Here is an 18359-nt window from a genome sequence, read left to right on the forward strand (position 1 = left end):
ATGGAAATTTTCGCAAGTTTTTACGATGGTCTCTTGGTTGTACTACAACCTGAAAACCTCATTTATTGCTTCATTGGCGTCTTCTTAGGAACCTTCATCGGCGTCCTTCCTGGCATTGGATCTATGGCGGCGATCTCAATGATTTTGCCATTGTCTTTTTCACTAGAACCAACCTCTGCACTCGTGATGATTGCCGGTGTATATTATGGGGCAGAATATGGCGGTTCTATCGCATCTATCTTGATGAATATCCCCGGTACACCTGCCGCTTCAATCACGGCGATTGAGGGATATCCTTTGGCCAAAAAAGGCCGTGCAGGCGTTGCCCTGTTTTCCACTGCGGCGGCATCATTCGGCGGTGGTATAATTGGGATGATCGTGATTGCGGTGCTATCGCCATCATTGGCGAAGCTGGCTCTATCTTTTGGTCCTGCTGATTATTTTGCCGTAATTTTATTAGGACTGATTGCGGCCTCAGTTGTGAGTAATGGCGGCGCACTTCGTGGTGTTGCAATGGTTATGCTCGGCTTAATGCTTGGCACTATTGGTATTGACCTAACAACTGGCGATCTTCGCTTTACGATGGGCATTCCTGAATTACGCGATGGGGTACATATCGTAATCGTTGCGATGGGCTTGTTTGGTGTCAGTGAACTTATTGCTTCTATCCGCACAAACAAAAATGGCGGCATGAAGCAAGAGATCGATTACAACGATTTTCACCCTTCCAAAGAAGAATGGAAATCGCTTATCGCACCGATCTTGCGTGGCAGCACTATTGGCTCCTTTTTTGGCGCATTGCCAGGAACGGGGCAAACCATTGCCGCGGCAATTGCTTATGCGGTCGAAAAACGGATCAATCCCCTTCGCCATAAATTTGGAACGGGTGTTGTACCTGGTGTTGCAGTTCCAGAAGCCGCCAACAACTCAGCCACCCAAACAGCGTTTGTCCCAACATTGACACTGGGTGTCCCAGGCAGCCCGCCCATGGCCATCGTCATTGGTGCACTCATGATTTATGGTATTACGCCGGGCCCAAGATTGATATCAGAACAACCAGATTTATTCTGGGGGTTGGTCGCAAGCTTCCTTGTTGGAAACATCATGCTGATCATTTTGAATGTCCCCCTTATTGGCATCTGGGTCAGGCTTTTGAAAATCCCATACAAGTACATGTATCCAACCATCATCGTGCTGATTTGTATTGGTGTGTATAGCCTCAATAACAACGTATTCGATGTATGGCTGACGCTGATTATTGGCGGCGCTGGCTACATCATGCGGCTCTTTAAATTTGAGCCCGCCCCCCTTTTACTAGGCTTTGTTCTTGGTCCCTTAATGGAAGAACAACTGCGTCGCGCAATGTTGCTATCGCGCGGCGACCCGATGGTGTTTTTAGAGCGCCCAATCAGCGCAACACTCATCACAATCACCGTGGCTATTCTTGTTTTTGCCTTATACGCCACCCTTAGAAAACATCGGCACAAACGCGCCTTAAAGACGAATATAATTAATCAGAAAGGAATAAGTGATGACGTTCAATCGTAGAAAATTCTTAGGAACAACAATGGCAGTTTTTGCCATGCTTGCTTCGCCGTTTGCAGCAGCAGAGCCTGGCAAATGGAGCGATGACCCAGTTCGCATCGTGGTGACTTTTCCACCAGGTGGAACAAGTGACCTTGTAGCAAGATTGCTTGCAAAACACCTTGGTGAAGATTTTGGGCAAAAAGCAGTCGTTGATAATCGTCCAGGTGCGGCTGGCACCGTTGCAGCTGACTTTGTTGCAAAACAGCCTAACGATGGCACAACATTGCTTCTTGCCAACAATGCGCCATTCACTATCGCGCCAACACGTTTCAAGTCGATCCCATTTGACCCGCGTACTGACTTTACCCACCTTGCTTACATAGGTGCATCCGCTCCGGGTCTATTCGTTCAGCCATCCTCTGGCATTACGAACTTGAAGGAGTACATCGCCAAGGTAAAAGACGGTTCCTTGACTTACGGTTCTAGTGGGGTTGGTTCAATTTCTCACATTCTAGGTGAAGCCGTAGACGCTGCACTTGATGTGAAATCCATCCACGTGCCTTACAAAGGTAGCGCACCAGCTATTCAGGATTTCCGTGCGAAAGTTCTGGATACTTTTTATGACATGGCTGTTCAAAACAGCGATTTGATCGAGAACAAAGAAGCGATTGCAATCGCGATTGCATCCCCAGAGCGTAACCCTCAACTGCCTGATTTGCCGACATTCAAAGAACAAGGTTATGACGTGGTGATTGAAAACTGGGTTGGTGTTTCTGGCCCAAGTGGCATTGATGCAGCCAAGGCAAAACAGATCAACGAAACGATCAACGCCGTTTTTGCCAGTGAAGCAGTACAAAAGCGCCTAACTGAGCTCGGTATCACAAATCGTCCTATGTCTGTCGAAGGTTACACTGCCCTTGTTAGTGAGTTGATTGATGTATGGGCGCCATTGATTAAGTCTACTGGCATCGCTGAAAAGTAAGCCTAATGAGATTTAGAGGCGCTTGTGATTTTGATCACAAGCGCCTCTTTGATTTTTTATGTGAAGCAACTGCAAACTGAAGAAGAGACAAAATGATGTCACTCAATAAACGCGGAAAACTGAGTACGCATATTTTGGATACATCTTTAGGGAGACCCGCTGCTGGCGTCAAAATTTCGCTAAGCCATATTGAGAATGAGGTCGCAACAGAAATTCTTTCTACCTTGTCCAACGAAGACGGGCGAACAGACCATGCCCTTTTGACAGACGCCACCTTTCGGCTAGGAACTTATGAGCTAAAATTTCATGTAGGCCCTTATTTTAAAAACGTACCGCATGATGAAAGCACTTTGCCTTTTCTCGACATTATCCCAGTTCGCTTCACGCTATCCGAGATCGACCACTATCATGTTCCACTGCTTGTTTCCCCGTACAGTTATTCAACCTATAGAGGGAGCTAGAGCTCAATGCGGCCTTTCAATGTGCCTGACCATGATTTCAGAAATTTCTGACTAACTTTTTATTGCATCTCAATTTATGGTATGTGCGCAATGGGCTCTACTTGCACATAAGGTGTACTATTGAAAACTGTTTCAAAATTTTCAGATTATAAAACCATCTGCGCTGGTTGGATTGCGATGATACTGCTGTGTAGTGCTGTCATCTCCATTTACGATTATCAAAATTTCAAAACGAGACTTTCAGACGAAGGCGATGCGATTGCGCGATTGGCATCACAACGAGCTGACCAACATGATGCCCATTTGACATCGTTGTCAGCAATCGCGACAGCTGGCCCTGTTGTGCGCCGCGATCTATTTCTTGATGTTGCTGAGACCATTATGCGGTTTTACCCACGCATTGTTAATGTGAATCTTATCAGCTTGCAGGACGGAAAATTTATAATAAGCACCAATGATCAAAGCAATCCTGACCTTGCCGAACAGATGGTCGATGCGGCGCAAACGACGACTGGTTCATTACAGCTTCGTTCTAATCCAGTTGATCCTGAAACCTATTTGTTGATTAAGCGCAGCCCTAACTCTAATTCCGCAAAATATGCCCTCGCCCTAACAATAGATGGTGCAGCACTCATTGAGACAGAGTCTGATTTTTGGAAATCAAATAGTTTTCGGTATCGATTATCTTTGCCAGACGGCGCTTTCTTAAGTGGTCATAACGAAAGTACAGCTCCAACTTTTTCAAAAGATCTAGGGAGTTTATCTCAGCCCCTCACCTTGAACTTCTGGTCGTTGCCGTTTGGTCCCAAATCAATCTCGTGGTCAAGAATTGCATTGGTGAGCTTTTTAGCCACCATCGTCTATATCAGTTTGATCATCGGGATTAGGCAATATTTGAGAACGCGCCACGCGGAAAAAAATGCTCTGTTGAGCGCTCAAGATGCGCGCCTTGCTCATGCGTCACGCGTCAATGCCCTTGGTGAAATGGCTAGTGGGTTGGCTCATGAACTCACGCAACCTTTGACCGCTATTTTGAGCCAATCGCAAGCAGGTAAACATTTGGCAACAAGAGGCGATGCACCCGCTCTTATCCCCGTTCTTGATGATACAATCACACAAGCAAAACGCGCGTCGATCATACTTGAACGGATGCGCCGTTGGACGAAACCTAGCCGTGGACCAGTCACTCAGAGTTCATTGTCCAACGCTGCAAATGTCGTGAAAGAGTTGCTCGCACCAGAAGCCAGCAGGCAATCAACGAAGCTCATTTTCAAATTTGACAAGACATTGCCATACACCATCCAAGCCGAACCAATCGAGTTGGAGCAAGTCATTTTTAATCTGGTGCGAAATGCATTGGATGCTGTTCAAGATGTGGCCAACCCAACGGTTGAAATTGAAATCCTGATGGCCAGCGATACAGTTTCTCTGGTTGTCTCAGATAATGGAATTGGTTTGCCAGATGACATCAAAGCCCGCTTGTTTGAACCCTTTGTTACAAGCAAGCCAGAGGGGACAGGTTTAGGACTGGCTCTATGCCAACGTTTAGTGGAACGAATGGACGGTGAAATTTCTGCCACTGAAAATGACGGACATACTATTCTTACAGCTATATTCCCAAGGGCAGATAGTCACGTGCAGGTAGCCGCGCAATGAACCATCCAGTTTACCTCGTTGATGATGACAAAGCGGTGCGCGGTGCTTTGGCTCTGCTCCTGAAAACGGTAGGCGTTGATGTTCACACCTTTGGAGGTCCAGAGGAATTACTCAACAAGATTAACTCTCTACCAAGAGGCTGTCTGGTTCTGGATATTAGAATGCCGATGATCACCGGTCTAAAGTTACAAGAAAAGTTGCAGGAACTGCAATTTGATTGGCCAACGATCATCATCAGCGGACACGGTGACATTGATGCCTGCCGCCGTGCTTTTCGCAATGGCGCCATCGACTTTTTGAGCAAACCAATTGACGAGCAAGACTTGATTGACGCGATCCAAAAAGGGCTTTCGATGGTTGAAAAAAGCAATCAACTTGAAGCTGAAACAAAAGAAGTTTTGCGCCTATTTGAACAATTATCGAAACGAGAAAAAGAAGTGCTCGATTTGGTCGTGCGTGGAATTACAAGCCAGCAAATAGCCGAAGCTTTATCGCTGTCACCCCGCACCGTGGAAAGTCACCGTGCCTCTATTGGCAATAAGCTTGGAACAACGTCGACAGCAGAACAAACGCGATTATGGCAAGAGGCCCACAATACTCCGTAGATATACGCAGTGCCGTGGGAAAAATACGAATATCGTCAGTTATTAGGAAGGCGTAGCTTTTGAGCGTAACTCATTTTTGGAGAACTCTCATGAAACGCATTCTTATTACAGCAGCAATGGCTCTCACATCTACTGTAGCTCTTGCTCAAGACCTTCCAACGGCTCCTTACTTGCCGCTTGATATGGCATCAAAAGCTGCTCACAAAGCGCTAGAAGCATGTGCTGCTAAAGGCTTCAACGTAACGGTTGCAATCGTTGCACGCAGCGGTGAAACCAAAGTTCTTTTGAGCGCTGACAATGCTGGCCCTCACTCTGTAGGCAGCAGCACAGGTAAAGCTTTTACATCAGCAAGCATGGGCCGCGATACAGCAAGCCTTGCAGGCTTTATCGGCGCAAAACCTGAAAATGGTGGTCTTCGCGATATGGACAGCCGTCTTGTTATTCAAGCTGGTGGTCTTCCAATCAAATTTGCTGGCAAGCTTGTTGGCGGTATCGGTGTAGGTGGCGCACCATCTGGCGCGATTGATGCGGAATGTGGTCGTACAGGCTTGGACGCAATTAGCGCAGAATAATTAAATTTGGTCTGCTCTTTCATGAGAGCAGACCATCTACACTGGAGGGTACTATGCTACGTTTTTTGCTTGTTTCTGTAGGCCTCTTTTTAAATTTTGAAGCGTCCGCGCAAACCAAACCGTCTTCAAGCCAAATAGAAAAATACACTGGCTTACATAAAGCAGCTCATGAAAACGATATCGGTGCGATCAATACATTTGTGAAAAATGGTGCCGATCTAAACGCCCGCGATGGCTCGCGCCGGACACCAATCCACGTTGCGGCTTTTGCCTCAAATGATGAGGCGCTCATTGCACTTGCAAAAGCTGGAGCAGATATGAATGCTCTTGAGTATGGCGTTTATGATGTTGTTACCATCGCGGCAGTAGCAAATGATCCAGACCTCATGTCAATTGCATTGCAGTTTGGTAATCGCGCAGACCTTACGACAAGCATTTATGATGGCACCGCATTAATTGCAGCCGCTCATCTTGGCCATGCAGAAGTTGTCAGACGCTTGATCAAAGCTGGCGCGCCCTTGGATCATATCAATAACCTGCATTGGACAGCACTCATTGAGGCCGTGATCTTGGGGGATGGTGGGCGTAATCACACAGAGACTGTGAAAGCATTGGTTGAAGCTGGGGCCGACATCTCGGTAGGTGATCGTGACGGTGTCACTGCCTTAGCTCATGCTGAAAGTCGTGGTTACAAAAAAATTGCTGAGATTATTCGCAATAGCAAAAAGTAAGATCCGCATATTGTTCGAGGAGAATATGAAATGAATAGACGTCAACTGATGACGGGCTTGGTCTCATTAAAACTGGCCTCATCTCTTTCACTCCCAGCGATTGCACAGTCCAAATTAAAACCAATTAGAATGCTGCTAAATACTGGCGCATCTGGACCTCAAGCTTGGTTCTTTCTAGCGCAGGACCGTGGTTATTTTGCCGATGAGGGAATAGATATTTCTTTCGCACCTGGATATGGCGCTTATACGGCCGCGCCACGGCTGATGAATGAAGAATTTGATATTGGCTACGGCGACATCAACTCATTAATTGAGGTAAGTGCCACCCGTCCCCACAAAGCACCAGTTGGTGTTTTCGCCCTTTTTAATGCATCACCATCCACTATTGCAGTTCCTGCCAATGGCCCAATAAAAAGCCCTAAAGATTTAGAAGGAAAGACACTGGTCGGCCATCCAAGTGATGTAGCACTTCGGACATTTGGTGCATTTTGCAAGGTGAATGGCATTGATCAGTCGAAGGTGAAGGTTGGCAATTTTGGCAGTGGATTTAGAACACAGCTTCAAACAATGCTGGCCACGAATAATGTCGATGGTGTGTTTGGTTACGTCAGTACGATTTCATCAGCAATGTCGCGAGACGACGACGATCAAAACCACCTCCTTCGTCACCTTTCATTCGCAGAACACGCGCCTGATCTCTATGGCAGTACGATTATGGCGACCCGCAAAATGTTAAGCGCTGATCCAGATAGCATTGCAGGCATTGTAAGAGCCGTGAACCGTGGGATTCATGATGCAATTACCGACCCAGAAGCCGCCATTGATGCGGTAATGCGCCGAGCAAAGTTTTCATCCCGCACCTCTCAGATGCTGCGCTTTACAACCACCATTGAAATTGAAATGGGCCATAAAGAAGGCAAGCGCATTGGCATTGGTGCGGTGGATGAGATGCGACTTCAACGATCCATCGAGTTGATCGCATCAACCAACAAATTACCGCGCGTTCCTAGCCAAAGCGAAATATTCACAGATCGCTTTTTGCCATCGCTCAATGAACGTGTACGCCATTTAGCGGGCTAAAAACTCTTGAAGAGGTTTTACAAATGAATGACATAAATCGACGCCATCTCATTGGTGGTCTTGCAAGTACAGCGCTTGCGGGGCTGACTACATCTGTTGTCGCGAAAAACAACAATCTCAAATTGCTGTTGAATACCTCTTTCTCTGGCCCAGTCGCCTTTTTTCTTCTAGCCCAAGACAAGGGCTACTATCGCAAAGAGGGCTTGAACATGAAGTTCTCGCCCGGCGGAGGAGCGGCTGCTATTATCCCACGTGTGCGTCACGGTGATTTTGATGCAGGTTATGGTGATATAACAGCCTTGATCGAACGCATCGCAAGGAGCCCGAAAGATAAAGGGCCAGTTGCCGTCTTTACAACATTCAATGCAGTTCCTTTTACCATTGCCGTTGCAGCAGATGGCCCTATTAAAACGCCCAAAGACCTAGAAGGACGCATTGTCAGCGGCCATGGCAGTGATGCGGCGTTGATCACGTTCGATATGTTTGCAAAGGCCACGGGAATTGACGCAAGCAAAGTCCAAATCAAGCGCTCGGGCGGGGGCATGGGCCAACAAGTCGTCGATGTTTTGAACGGTAAGAATGCGCACGGTGTCTTTGGCTTTGTTCAAACTATCATAGCAACGACGGCCTCTTATGGCGTTAAGCCAAAGGATATTCGGTTTTTGGAATATGCAGACTACATTCCCGATATGTATGGGAACACACTTTTTGTGACACGCGAGACCTATGAAACAAGGACAAGCGAAATTGCTGGTTTGGTCCGCGCTACAAACCAAGGTCTAAGTGATACGGTCTTAAATACAGAAGAAGCGATGGACGCATTAGGGCGGCGCGTTGGAAATAGCCGTCGGTCAATCAACGAAACAAGACTTATTGGTACATTACGCACAGAAATGGCTCATCCTGAAGGCGCACGAATTGGAATTGGCGAAATGGATGACGACAGGCTTGAACGGCTTATTCGCCTTATTGTGAAAACAAAAAGCTTACCGCGAACGCCTAGTGTTCGAGAAGTGTTTGACCGTCGTTTTTTACCGCCGCTAAGCGAGCGTGTCGTCAGTTTGGGTCAATAGTCACTCCGGCGAACGTCATCCACGCAAGCATCGATTTTGTCCAATTGAGCTTGTTTGTCTCGGTCATCAAGGAATGAAGCGGCAAAGGAGTTTTTGGCAAGAGTGATCAACTCATTCTCGTTCAAATTAAGAGCATCATGCACCGCGCGATAATTGTCGTTCAGATAACCGCCAAAATAAGACGGATCGTCTGAATTCACCGTAACCAATAAGCCTGCATCTAAAGCCTTTTTCACGGGGCTTGCAGCAAGTGACGGTATGCCCTTCAAGCGCCAATTGGAGATCGGGCACATGGTGAGCGGAGTTTGCTGTTTTGCCAGACGCTTGATCAAGGCAGGATCATCAAAAGCGTGGTTGCCGTGGTCTACCCGCTCAATCTTCAAAATATCAAGCGCGTCTTTAACATTCTCTGCCGTGCCCTCCTCGCCCACATGAGCAACAGGCACAAAGCCCTCATTGCGCGCTTCTTCAAACACGCGGGTAAACTTCTCAGGCGGATGCCCTGCCTCTGAACTATCAAGCCCCACGCCATAAATATGTTCTTTGTTTTTGCAAGCGCATTCCAAGGCCTCAAAGGCTTCCTCTTCTGGCAAATGACGCAAGAAGCACATGATCAGCTTGGAGGTGATGTTTAGCTCTCTATGCGCCTTCTCCAAAGCAGAGACGATGCCGCCCAAAACTGTATCAAACTTAATGCCGCGATCAGTGTGGGCTTGTGGGTCAAAGAACATTTCAACATGGGTAAGACCATCCGCGTGTACGCGCTCAAGATAGGCCCATGTTAGATCGTGAAAATCTTGCTCGGTGATCAACACCGACATGCCCATATAATAAAGGTCGAGAAAATCTTGCAAGCAATCGAACTCGTAAGCGGCCCGCACATCCTCCACCTCATCATAGGGAAGTTTGATGTTGTTGCGTTTCGCCAGCGCCAGCATCATTTCAGGCTCAAGAGTTCCCTCGATATGTAGGTGCAGTTCCGCCTTTGGTAGGCGATCTATCAGTTGTTCCGCGATGCTTTTCATAACTAATCCAACCCTTACATCAGTCGATGGTTGCAAAAAGAACTCGAATGTTAGGCAGAGTTATGACGGTGAGCAAGGGCGCGTTATATGCTAGGCGGTCATGTCGGCGATTTTGAGACGCTGTATTTTACCCGACGGCCCTTTTGGGAGTTCCGGCAAGACATGAATTATCTCTGGGGATTTGAATTTCCCAAGCCTGTCTTCACAAATTTTATAAAGCTGCTCGACGTTCAAATCAGAGCCCACTCTGATCATCACACCTGCTTCGACCTTTTGGCCATATTGCTTACACTCGCGCGGAAAGGCTGCCGCTTCCACAACATCGGGATGGGAATAAAGCGCTTCGTCGATTTCCCGAGGTGCGATGTTCTCACCGCCCTTGATAATGAGTTCTTTTAAGCGCCCCGTGATGAAGACATAACCCTCATCATCCATGCGCCCAAGATCGCCTGTGCGAAGCCACTTGTTTGGGGTGAGCGATGCCGTGGTTGCCTCGTCATTATTGCGATAGAGCTTCATCACGTTATGACCGCGCACCAAAACCTCGCCTTCTCGCCCATGCGGCACTTCGTTTTGATGGTCGTCAGCAATGATAACCTCATTACCAAATGCGATACCGGGTGAGCCAATTTTGCGTTTGCCATCTATTGGGTTTGATAAAATCTGAGCGGCTGTTTCTGTGAGGCCCATGGTCTCGATAATCGGCACATTGAAACGTTCTTCAAACGCCGTTTGCACATCAGGCGATAAAGGCGCTGACGCTGAGCGGCCAAACCGGAGAGCCTCCAGTCCACTTGCGTCGTGGCCATTGTTTTCTGCTTCTTGCAGCAAATAGGAAATTTGGGTTGGCACCACAGAAAACCAACTGCATTGATTGCGCTTAATCGTATCCCAAAACGAAGAGACGGAAAATCTGTTTGGCACCACCAAGCTAGAACCACTGACGAGCGAACCGAGCAAGGTCACGCACAGACCATTGATGTGATAAAGCGGCAAGACGCAAAGCCCCCTATCTCGCTCTGTAAGCTTATGGGCCAGTACTGCGTTGCCGCCACCAGCAAGCAGGCTTGCATGTGTATGCACTACGCCTTTGGGAACGCCTGTTGTGCCTGAGGTATACATCAACAACGCATCATCTTGCGCGTTGATTGCAACATCTGGCGCAGCTGCATCATCCGCGAGATTTAAGGCACTGAGAAGCAAGAACTCATTCTTGTCTTTTTCAGGGGCTGCCTCCGTTAAAAGCGGCAAGGTCTTTTCCTGACACAAAACTAATCTGGCGGCACTGTGATTTAGAACATGAGAAATCGTCTGCTTGCCAGACACCAGATTGATCGCGGTGGCTGTGTAACCGCCATACATGATGGCGAGGATAGCAACGGCTGCATCAACGCCGTTGTGGAAGGCATAACCGACCGTCTCGCCTGTTGTAAGACCCGCATCATGGAGGTATTTGCTTAACGCTCGGCAACGCTTTTGAAGCTGCAAGAAACTTGTTTCCGTGCTGCTGTTTGGGTCAACCAGATAGACCTCATCCGGCTTTTCACCTGCCCAATGATCAATCAGCCCACGAACCGTTTGCCCTTGAAGTGACTGAAGATCGAATACAGGCTCGCTCATTGCCCCGCCTTTTGCCAATAATCGCCAAACATATCATCAAGGCTCGGTTCATTGATGGGAATAGTGCGGACAACTTTTGCGATGTTCATGAGGTGCTTATGATTGAAATTCTCATCAATCGAATTACCACCCCAAGACCCGCACCCCATCGACAGGGAAAACGGCATGCCATTATCGAACGAACCACCCGTTGCAAAACAATGGGCTTGGTTGACGATGACGCGGCAGGTGGGTAGCTCTTGCGCTAGATTAAGGGCGCGTTGATCGTCACGGCTATGGAGGCCGACCGAATGCCCTGCCCCAACATGATCTAACAGGCGGCCTGCAATGGTTTTTGCATCATCAAAATCATCAGCGACATAAAGAGTTGTAACAAGCGAAAGCTTCTCACCAGACTCAGGTGCATTGTCGCCAATACCCGCCCCTTCAATCAGTAGAAATTTAATCGTGTCAGATGCCTCAAGTTCGAGATGAGCAACAGACATCACCTTGTCGATATCTTGCGCCAACATCTCGCGATTAAGATGTCCACTTCCGAACAATGCGTTCTTGAGACGATCCCCATCAGCGCCAGTCAACAAACGCCCGCCTGCTTGCTCAAGCTCTGCCAAAAATGCATCGCGCACAGACTTTAAGACGATGACCGCATTTTCTGACGAACAAGACGTGGAGTTGTCAAAGGTCTTGGATGCCGTGATCTTCTGCGCCGCCTCTTTAAGGTCAGCAGTTTCATCGACGATAACACTCACATTGCCCGCGCCAACGCCGATGGCTGGCGTGCCAGATGAATAGGCGCGCTTCACATTGTTCTGGCTACCTGTCACCACCAGCAAGTCAGCAGCTTCCATTAAGCGTTGCGCCTTTGCTTTTGAAACAGGGGCCGGCACCATTTGCACCAGATCATGATCAACGCCAATTTTATCAAACTCAGCGTGAATATAAGAAATCAATTTCTCGCACACCTCAACCCCTTTGGGAGATGGCGATAGAATGACCGCATTGCCGCATTTAAGCGCATTCACGACGTTATTGGTGGGTGTGGCAACTGGATTGGTTGAAGGCACCACAGCACCAATCACGCCCTTCGCACGCGCAATCTCAGTTATTCCTGTTGCAGGGTCGCTTGAAATAATACCGCAGGTCTTCGAGTGCTTCATATCACGCAGCACGCCTAAGGTTTTGCGGTGGTTCTTGGTGATCTTATCTTTGACATTACCAAGGCCGGTTGTCTCGACGGCCATGGTTGCAAGTTCTTCATTGCGTGATGGCTCCATCAACGCCCATGCAGCAGCAAAGGCCGCCGTATCATAGCGCTCTTGCGTTGCACCCGCCTCAAAGGCTGCTTGCGCCACACGTGCCCTTGAAACCAACGCGTCAACAATTGCCGCATCGCTTTCAGCAACGGCTTGGATATCGGCCACGGCCATAAAACTCACCTTTCGAAGGTGGGTGGCACAATGCCACCCACTACTATTGTTTGGATGTAAGAGCCTTATAGGCCTTTTAAAAGCTCTGTAAGGGTCGCTTGGCGCTTATCCCACATTGCAATCACTTCATCACGGCTCATAATGTGCATTGGCGAACCACCCGCTTTCATGCGTTTTTCAACACGGGCATGTTTGAACATTTCCGGCACTTTCGCAGCCAACACGTCGATCACTTCCTGCGGTGTTCCTTTTGGCACCATAAGACCACGGAAGTTGACGGATGAATTATCAACATCAAGGCCCGCTTCTTTCATGGTTGGGACGTCTGGCAAGAATGCATTGCGCTCAAGGTCTGCAACACCCAGAATTTTCACGGTGCCAGCTTGTTGTGCGCGGAATGCATCAGACAGATTGTTGACGCCTGCGAGCACTTCACCCGCAATAACAGCTTTCATTGCCGCAGCACCGCCACCCTTTGTTGGGATATAGGCAAGTTTGCATTCACATGCTTTTTCAATTTGAAGGGCTGCAATATGGTGACCCACGAACAGGCCAGCGCCCGACGTTGTTGTTTTGCCTGGATTGGCTTTGGCAAACGTCACCAAGTCTTCCATGGAGTTAAACTTAGAATCCTTACCCACCACAACAACAGCAGGGTCAGCGCCCCAGTTGGCGATTGGCTCAAAGGAATCCTTTGAATATTTAACGCCGCCTTTGATGCTTTGCGCGATGAAATGCGGAATGTTGTAGGCAGACATCGTATAGCCATCTGCTTCTGCATCCGTTGCAAACCAGTTCCAGCCTTTGCGGCCACCAGCACCCGGTTTGTTGAGAATGTAGATTGGCTGGCCCAGTTGATCTTCATTACCAGCCACCATTGTTACGATGCGCGCCTGAAAGTCAGTCGCTCCTCCTGCACCATAAGAAACAGCAACGCCAATGGGGCGATCTGGATAATCAGCAGCAACAGATAAGCCTGCAGCACTCGCTAAAACAAAGGCACTTGCCAAAGCTGTTTTTAGTAATCTTCTCATGTCGTTTCCTCCCGTATGAAAATAAATGATCGTCTAAAACCAGATGCCACGTGGTGTTTGCACCTGAAGTAGTTTGTAAAATAGTCCGTAAATCACACCCATAAATATCAGCGTGACAGCTGCCCGTTTGCCCCAATCTTTTAAGCTAGAAAGAGGTGCTGGATCGTAGATAGAATAAATTGTAAAAAAGGCGATTGTGGATGAAAGATAAAAGCCCAATTCTTTGGCCGCGAAGAACACGAAAACCGCGACCACGATAGCGCCCGGTAAAATGTTCATCATCTCTTGTTGCTTTAGCCCTGTCCCTACTTTTGACAGGCCAGCAGCAGCGCGGATGAAATTCCAAACTGCGAGCGCTACAAAGAAGACCGAAACAACCCGAGGAAAGAGATAAGCTTCCGCTGGCTCTTGGGTGAAGCTCAGCCAAACAACGGTTGTTGCAAGTAATAAAATAAGCGTGGCCGGTATGGCGTGTTGAAGGCGGCTAGTGGTCATTGTGCTGCCTCCGTTGCTTCATCAGATTTTGCAGGACTGGCCTTTTTACCGCCACTCAACATGTTGAACCAAAATGCGTAGCCGATTGAACCAAGTACCAAGAGGATCAAGAACAGGTTCAACCCGCCTGTGAAGAAATATTCCAGCGGCCCGTTTTGTGCAGCGGCAATAAGCGACCCAGTGGTGAAGTAGTCAGCAGCCAGCGGGCCGAGGATTAACCCAAGCACGAGCGGTGCGGCAGAAAAACCAAATTTCTCGAGCACATACATACCCGCGCCAAGCACAAACATGATGTAGACATCATCCATGCTTTGCTGAACGGAGTAGGAGCCGAACACTGCCAGAATAACAACCGCTGCCGCCATAACGGCAACAGGTGCGCGCGCAATGCGGGCGGCCCATGAAGCAGTATAGAGACCGAACAAGACCATGAATATCTGACCGATCAACATGGAATCGATAAAGGTCCAGATTTCACGCGGATGGTTTGTGAAAATATCTGGCCCCGGTGAAATGTTGTTGATGAGCAACCCGCCAAGAAGGACTGCCGCTGTTGGGCTTCCTGGAATGGAGAGCGTGAGCAGCGGCACCAAAGACGGGCCCACCATCGCGTTGTTTGCTGATTCAGCCGCGATAACACCTTCTGGGTGTCCGGTGCCAAACTTATCCTTATGCGGTGAAAACTTGCGCGTTTGATCATAGGCAACAAGCCCCGCAATTTGTCCGCCGACACCGGGAATAATCCCGATGATTGAGCCCACCACCGTGCCGATAGAAAGCGCGCGCACAGAACTGAATGTTTCCTTCATGGAGCTGAGCAACGAATATTTGGGAACTGCGATCGCCTCAACCGCTGATGCATTTCGTCCCTTGGCCATCATGTCGATGATTTGTGGGATCGCGAATAATCCGATCAGCGCCGGAATAATATGGATGCCACCCGACAGACTATCGTGGAAAGCAAAGCGCTCGACGCCGCGAATATCATCATAGCCAATTTGGCTCAGCCATAGGCCGATACAGCCAGACAGGAACCCTTTCACGAAGCTTTTTGAATCGAGTGAACCGATGACTGTCACGCCCAAAATTGCAATCCAAAAAAGATGCGATGGGCCGAATTTCAAAGCCCATTGGGCAAGCACTGGTGTCAAGAATATCAGCAAGAACACGCCGATAATACCGCCGATGCCCGAGGCTAGAAAGGAAAGATGAAGCGCGCGGGTGCCCTCGCCTCTCTTTGCCATTTCATTACCATCAAGGGCTGTCGCAATATTGGCAGGTGCGCCCGGAATTTTCAGCAGTATGGCACTCACCGCACCGCCCGCCACCGTGGATGTATAAGCGGCACCCAGCAGGATGAGGCCGTGCGTTGCCTCCATCTTGAACGTGAACGGGATAAGCAGCGCCACGGCCATGGTTGGTGATAGGCCCGGTGTTGCTCCTAAAATCAAACCACCAATTGTCCCGCCCACTAAAAGCAGGAACGCAGTCGGTTCAAAAACACCACCGAAGTAACTCAAAAATTCCATAAGCGTGTTGTTCCTCCCCAAGTCCAAAACGCGCGCAAGATTGCCTTGGGTAAAACTTTATGGGATGAAAATAAAAATGCAAACGTTTTCATTTTGTGTGGAGAAGCCATTTTGCCTCGTCAAAGATCACGAAAAGGCGCGCCTGGAATTTTGGAAGTGGCCAAACGTGCGGGCGTTTCACCAGCCACAGTTTCGCGGTATTTCAATGACCCTGAGATCGTTAAAAGCCCGACCCGAAAACGAATAAAGGATGCTGCCCACGACCTTGGCTATATCCGCGACCGTATGGCGAGCGCCATGCACAATCATTTCTCTGGCACGATCGGGCTGGTGGTGCCGACCATCGACAATGCGATTTTCTCGGAATTGATACAGGCGTTTTCTGCTAAACTGCGTGAGTATGATCGCACCATGTTGATTGCAACCCATAACTACAATCTTCAAGACGAAGTCTCAATCATTCGCTCCTTGTTGGAACGGCGTATTGATGCGGTTGCGATGATTGGCCTTGACCATGAGCGCCCTCCCCTTGAAATGCTGGCATCCCGTGGCGTACCTGTATTAGCCGCTTGGAACTATCGCGCAGATTCCACTATTTCCTGTATTGGAGCAGATAACGTCAAGGTTGGGTTTCAAGTGGGGCGCTACTTGGTTGAGAATGGCCATGAAGACATAGCGCTTGTCTTCCCGCCCATTGATAACAACGATCGCGCTTATGATCGCTTCAATGGTGTTTTAAGTGCGCTCAAACAGTCGCCTTCCACATTCCCCTCCCATCGCAAAATCACATCGCTTTATGACATTGGAACGGCGAAAGCAGCTGTTGCCAAATTGCTTTCACAAAACCGACCAACCGCCCTCATTTGTGGCAATGACATCATTGCTCAGGGTGCGCTCTTTGCTTGTCAAATGCTGGGTTTGCGCGTGCCGCACGATATATCTGTGATCGGAATTGGCGACTTTCGAGGGTCTGCTCATATGGAGCCAGGCCTCACCACATTGCGCCTGCCTGCAAAACGCATTGGAGAACTGGCGGCGGAAAAACTATGTGCGAAAGTTGATTTTGGCGCAGAGAGCCAAATCGAGCGCATTGAGATTGAGGCTGAATTAATTGAAAGAGGATCAGTGCGTAAACTCAAATAAAAAAGCGAGGGCAATGCCCTCGCTTCTTCAAATTCAAAAATTTAACTCAATGATTAGAAGCTGATTTTAGCAGATGCAGAGAATGCACCGATAAAGTCGTTACCAAATCGAGCTGAACTGGCGGTGTTTAGGATTGTACCTTCACCAGAAGTAGAGCCTGATGTTAATATACCGACGGCGCCGCCAAGTTGAAGATCAACCTTATCATTTGCCTTAAAGCTCAAACCAGAAGTCACCAACCATGTAGCAGACTGTGTACCAGTAGTTGTCGCGGTTCCTCTATCCCATGTGAGAGAAAGAAGCCCAGAAAGTTTCTCTGAGAACTTGCGGCCAACACCACCAGTCAAGGTCAAACCATCACGGTAAAGTGGTTCAAAAGCAGTAACCGCACCAAGGCCGGGTACTGTTGGGCTTGGAACACCGGTTACAGGAATAGAACCTAGCTGGCTCCAATCTGTCCAGTTGAACCGAGCAAAAGCAAGGGTCTTTTCGTTGATCCCAGATTGAATATTAATATCAACTTGCTGAGGAAGCTCTGTTGACAAAGCGATAGGCGCAGTTGGCGTTAAAAGAGCTGCAGGCGTGTTAAACTGACTGATGTCTACAGTACCAGTGGCATCGATGTCGTAGGCAGCGGTGTAGACTGCTGAAACACGAATTGCGCTTTTTGGAATTTCGTATGAAAGACCCGCTCTCCAAGTAAATGTATCGTCATCAAGCTCAAACAGACCAAGACCTTGGGCATCCAATCCCGTTAGCGCGCCACCCGTGCCGGGTAAAAATGGCAACACGCCAGTTGGTACACCAGCAAAGTCAACAAAAGACTGTCTAGAAAGAAAACCATCGAATTGAAGGTATGAACCACCAGCAATCACACGAAGTTGGCTTTCTCCAAGTCTCGTATTACCTAAACTGAATTTAGCCGAACAAGTGAGGCCATAGTCTTTCGTGTCAATTTCAAACTCAACCGCGTTTCCTGAAACAGCTTGGTTGAGACCGTTGTCTTGGTCAGCGCCAAAAGGTGTCGAGAACGTTCCAGCACAATCGAAGTGATCACCGAAGCCTAGTTTGATTGCCGCTTTAGGTACGAAGAAGCTTCCGTCAACTCTTGTGTTAGTCGAACTAACCACCGTCGGGCTGGCACCAGGGGCACCAGCTGCAAGATTGACCAGTCGAGCACTGCTATCAATTGTACGTTGGGGTGCCACAAAAGTGAAACCAACTTCACTGTCAACTTTTTTGTCGGAGAACAAAACATTGTAGTCCACGCCGCCGCGACTAAAACCACCAGATATTGCTGTAGAACTTGCGATCATGGCGAAAGCGAGTGTGCTACCTAAAATTATTTTATTGTTCATTGGTGCCTCCCAACACTTTATCGGCTCGCCGCTTATTTGTA

The 18359-nt window shown here is 48.5% G+C and carries 17 protein-coding genes; 10 read left to right on the forward strand and 7 right to left on the reverse strand.

The window, feature by feature from the left end; translation table 11 throughout:
• The 9 genes from ABJO30_07535 (at window position 1) to ABJO30_07575 (ending at window position 8687) form a co-directional block, all read left to right on the forward strand.
• Window positions 1-1548 carry a tripartite tricarboxylate transporter permease gene (locus ABJO30_07535; protein MEP3232664.1) on the forward strand — a complete coding sequence of 516 codons (1548 nt, stop codon included), beginning with the start codon at window positions 1-3 and terminating at the stop codon, window positions 1546-1548.
• 19 nt (window positions 1549-1567) lie between these two features.
• Window positions 1568-2509 (forward strand): tripartite tricarboxylate transporter substrate binding protein, encoded by a 942-nt coding sequence (locus tag ABJO30_07540; GenBank protein ID MEP3232665.1) that lies wholly within the window; start codon window positions 1568-1570, stop codon window positions 2507-2509.
• Window positions 2510-2604: 95 nt separating this feature from the next.
• Window positions 2605-2970, forward strand: coding sequence for a hydroxyisourate hydrolase (gene uraH, locus ABJO30_07545; GenBank protein MEP3232666.1), 366 nt, complete (start codon window positions 2605-2607; stop codon window positions 2968-2970).
• A 120-nt stretch (window positions 2971-3090) separates the two neighbouring features.
• Window positions 3091-4626, forward strand: a complete 1536-nt coding sequence (locus ABJO30_07550) for an ATP-binding protein (GenBank protein ID MEP3232667.1) — start codon at window positions 3091-3093, stop codon at window positions 4624-4626.
• On the forward strand, window positions 4623-5231 hold the full coding sequence (locus ABJO30_07555) for a response regulator (protein ID MEP3232668.1): 609 nt from the start codon (window positions 4623-4625) through the stop codon (window positions 5229-5231). The genes ABJO30_07550 and ABJO30_07555 overlap by 4 nt, the downstream gene beginning before the upstream one ends.
• An 89-nt stretch (window positions 5232-5320) precedes the next feature.
• Window positions 5321-5803 (forward strand): heme-binding protein, encoded by a 483-nt coding sequence (locus tag ABJO30_07560; GenBank protein ID MEP3232669.1) that lies wholly within the window; start codon window positions 5321-5323, stop codon window positions 5801-5803.
• Between the two features lie 53 nt (window positions 5804-5856).
• The gene (locus ABJO30_07565) at window positions 5857-6534 is read left to right on the forward strand and encodes an ankyrin repeat domain-containing protein (GenBank protein MEP3232670.1); all 678 of its coding nucleotides are present in this window, start codon (window positions 5857-5859) and stop codon (window positions 6532-6534) included.
• A gap of 30 nt (window positions 6535-6564) precedes the next feature.
• On the forward strand, window positions 6565-7614 hold the full coding sequence (locus tag ABJO30_07570; GenBank protein MEP3232671.1) for an ABC transporter substrate-binding protein: 1050 nt from the start codon (window positions 6565-6567) through the stop codon (window positions 7612-7614).
• Between the two features lie 23 nt (window positions 7615-7637).
• Complete coding sequence (locus ABJO30_07575) at window positions 7638-8687, forward strand: ABC transporter substrate-binding protein (protein MEP3232672.1); 1050 nt, start codon at window positions 7638-7640, stop codon at window positions 8685-8687.
• Here ABJO30_07575 and ABJO30_07580 read toward each other — a convergent pair.
• From ABJO30_07580 to ABJO30_07605, 6 genes are all read right to left on the reverse strand, one after another.
• Entirely contained in the window at window positions 8681-9712 is a 1032-nt protein-coding gene (locus tag ABJO30_07580) for an adenosine deaminase (GenBank protein MEP3232673.1), read from the reverse strand. The two genes, ABJO30_07575 and ABJO30_07580, sit on opposite strands and share 7 nt — an antisense overlap.
• Before the next feature lie 90 nt (window positions 9713-9802).
• A complete protein-coding gene (locus ABJO30_07585; GenBank protein ID MEP3232674.1) occupies window positions 9803-11332 on the reverse strand; it encodes an AMP-binding protein in 1530 nt (509 codons plus the stop codon).
• The gene (locus tag ABJO30_07590; GenBank protein MEP3232675.1) at window positions 11329-12759 is read right to left on the reverse strand and encodes an aldehyde dehydrogenase family protein; all 1431 of its coding nucleotides are present in this window, start codon (window positions 12757-12759) and stop codon (window positions 11329-11331) included. The genes ABJO30_07585 and ABJO30_07590 overlap by 4 nt, the downstream gene beginning before the upstream one ends.
• Before the next feature lie 65 nt (window positions 12760-12824).
• Window positions 12825-13793, reverse strand: a complete 969-nt coding sequence (locus ABJO30_07595; protein ID MEP3232676.1) for a tripartite tricarboxylate transporter substrate binding protein — start codon at window positions 13791-13793, stop codon at window positions 12825-12827.
• Between the two features lie 33 nt (window positions 13794-13826).
• A complete protein-coding gene (locus ABJO30_07600; GenBank protein ID MEP3232677.1) occupies window positions 13827-14288 on the reverse strand; it encodes a tripartite tricarboxylate transporter TctB family protein in 462 nt (153 codons plus the stop codon).
• The gene (locus tag ABJO30_07605; protein MEP3232678.1) at window positions 14285-15817 is read right to left on the reverse strand and encodes a tripartite tricarboxylate transporter permease; all 1533 of its coding nucleotides are present in this window, start codon (window positions 15815-15817) and stop codon (window positions 14285-14287) included. Before ABJO30_07605 ends, ABJO30_07600 begins: the two co-directional genes overlap by 4 nt.
• 111 nt (window positions 15818-15928) lie before the next feature.
• On the opposite strand from ABJO30_07605, the gene ABJO30_07610 reads away from it, so the two are divergent.
• Complete coding sequence (locus ABJO30_07610) at window positions 15929-16960, forward strand: substrate-binding domain-containing protein (GenBank protein ID MEP3232679.1); 1032 nt, start codon at window positions 15929-15931, stop codon at window positions 16958-16960.
• A 53-nt stretch (window positions 16961-17013) separates the two neighbouring features.
• On the opposite strand, the gene ABJO30_07615 is transcribed toward ABJO30_07610, so the two are convergent.
• Window positions 17014-18318, reverse strand: a complete 1305-nt coding sequence (locus ABJO30_07615) for an outer membrane protein transport protein (GenBank protein MEP3232680.1) — start codon at window positions 18316-18318, stop codon at window positions 17014-17016.
• Between the last annotated feature and the right edge of the window lie 41 nt (window positions 18319-18359).

Source organism: Hyphomicrobiales bacterium (assembly GCA_039973685.1).
In the GTDB taxonomy this organism is placed as follows: Bacteria; Pseudomonadota; Alphaproteobacteria; order Rhizobiales; family JACESI01; genus JACESI01.

Coding starts and splice junctions, on each gene's coding strand:
- ABJO30_07595 (MEP3232676.1), bottom strand. CDS start 13,793: ATGAGAAGATTACTAAAAACAGCTTTGGCAAGTGCCTTTGTTTTAGCG.
- ABJO30_07560 (MEP3232669.1), top strand. CDS start 5,321: ATGAAACGCATTCTTATTACAGCAGCAATGGCTCTCACATCTACTGTA.
- ABJO30_07575 (MEP3232672.1), top strand. CDS start 7,638: ATGAATGACATAAATCGACGCCATCTCATTGGTGGTCTTGCAAGTACA.
- uraH (MEP3232666.1), top strand. CDS start 2,605: ATGTCACTCAATAAACGCGGAAAACTGAGTACGCATATTTTGGATACA.
- ABJO30_07590 (MEP3232675.1), bottom strand. CDS start 12,759: ATGGCCGTGGCCGATATCCAAGCCGTTGCTGAAAGCGATGCGGCAATT.
- ABJO30_07535 (MEP3232664.1), top strand. CDS start 1: ATGGAAATTTTCGCAAGTTTTTACGATGGTCTCTTGGTTGTACTACAA.
- ABJO30_07615 (MEP3232680.1), bottom strand. CDS start 18,318: ATGAACAATAAAATAATTTTAGGTAGCACACTCGCTTTCGCCATGATC.
- ABJO30_07570 (MEP3232671.1), top strand. CDS start 6,565: ATGAATAGACGTCAACTGATGACGGGCTTGGTCTCATTAAAACTGGCC.
- ABJO30_07540 (MEP3232665.1), top strand. CDS start 1,568: ATGGCAGTTTTTGCCATGCTTGCTTCGCCGTTTGCAGCAGCAGAGCCT.
- ABJO30_07555 (MEP3232668.1), top strand. CDS start 4,623: ATGAACCATCCAGTTTACCTCGTTGATGATGACAAAGCGGTGCGCGGT.
- ABJO30_07580 (MEP3232673.1), bottom strand. CDS start 9,712: ATGAAAAGCATCGCGGAACAACTGATAGATCGCCTACCAAAGGCGGAA.
- ABJO30_07605 (MEP3232678.1), bottom strand. CDS start 15,817: ATGGAATTTTTGAGTTACTTCGGTGGTGTTTTTGAACCGACTGCGTTC.
- ABJO30_07565 (MEP3232670.1), top strand. CDS start 5,857: ATGCTACGTTTTTTGCTTGTTTCTGTAGGCCTCTTTTTAAATTTTGAA.
- ABJO30_07585 (MEP3232674.1), bottom strand. CDS start 11,332: ATGAGCGAGCCTGTATTCGATCTTCAGTCACTTCAAGGGCAAACGGTT.
- ABJO30_07600 (MEP3232677.1), bottom strand. CDS start 14,288: ATGACCACTAGCCGCCTTCAACACGCCATACCGGCCACGCTTATTTTA.